We start from the raw sequence: 1,368 nt of genomic DNA on the forward strand, positions 1-1,368 counted from the left end.
GGCAGGAGCTTCGTAAACGTAAAACTCCTCAGGAAAAAATCGCCATTATTCAGCAGACAATGGAACCCGGTATGACGGTGTCCCATGTGGCGCGTTTGCATGGTATTCAGCCCAGCCTGTTGTTTAAGTGGAAAAAACAATATCTGGAAGGAAGTCTCACTGCTGTTGCTGCCGGAGAGGATGTCGTTCCTGCCTCAGAACTGGCTGCCGCTATAAAACAAATAAAAGAGTTACAGCGCTTGCTGGGTAAGAAAACCATGGAAGTTGAGATCCTCAAAGAAGCGGTGGAGTATGGTCAGTCGCGAAAATGGATAGCGCATGCGCCCTTGTTGCCAACGGACAAGGAATAACCCTGGTAAGCCGTATTCTGGGCGTGTCGCGTGCGCAACTGGCACAACGGATGAAAACATCTGGTAATAAGCCGAATAAACGTCGTCGCAGATGTGATGAGGCTGCGGATGCGGAAGTGTTAGCACGTATCCTTGATATCATCAGCGATATGCCGACATATGGCTATCGTCGTGTCTGGGCCATTCTCAGACGACAGTCCCGTAACAAAGGAGTGCCGTTCGTGAATGCAAAGCGCGTTTATCGGATAATGAGCGAAAATAACCTGTTGTTGTTACATGACAAACCTTCACGGCCGCAGCGGGAACATAAAGGCCGAATATCGGTGAAGGAAAGCGACCAGCGCTGGTGTTCCGATGGCTTTGAGTTCGGTTGTGATGATGGCGCAAAACTGCGTGTCACGTTCGCACTGGACTGTTGCGATCGTGAAGCCATAGACTGGGCCGCAAGCACGAGGGTTATGACAAAGCAACGGTGCAGGATGTCATGTTAGGAGCAATAGAAAAACGCTTTGGCGATAAAGGAGCGGAACGGCCAATCCAGTGGCTGACTGATAACGGTTCGGCTTATACAGCTCATGAAACACGGCAGTTCGCCAGAGAGTTGAATCTGGAGCCCTGCACAACGGCAGTCAGTAGCCCTCAGAGCAATGGAATGGCAGAAAGGTTCGTGAAAACGATGAAAGAAGACTACATCGCGTTCATGCCGAAACCGAATGTAAGAACGGCATTGCATAACCTTGCAGTGGCGATCGAGCATTACAATGAAACCCATCCGCATAGTGCGTTAGGTTATCTCTCACCAAGGGAATATCGACGTCAGCGGGTAACGTCAACTTAAGATACAACGACTGTCTGAATATCGTGGGTCAAGGACAGGCCCTTTTAACCGATAGGGGGATACCAATTAGGGGTTTGAGGGCCAATGGAACGAAAACGTACGTTAAGAGCATAATTTGTTGTTTGTATTGAATTTAGTAATAAAGCTCGTGGGGGCTTTTTTATGCTCTCACCACAAGAG

The 1,368-nt window shown here is 49.0% G+C and carries 1 pseudogene; it reads left to right on the forward strand.

The features are described from left to right. Window positions 1-1,188, forward strand: a pseudogene (locus E0D98_RS24240) (IS3 family transposase); the annotation flags it as partial. Window positions 1,189-1,368: the final 180 nt, after the last annotated feature.

Source organism: Escherichia sp. KCJ4928, assembly GCF_004352695.1.
In the GTDB taxonomy this organism is placed as follows: Bacteria; Pseudomonadota; Gammaproteobacteria; order Enterobacterales; family Enterobacteriaceae; genus ECMA0423.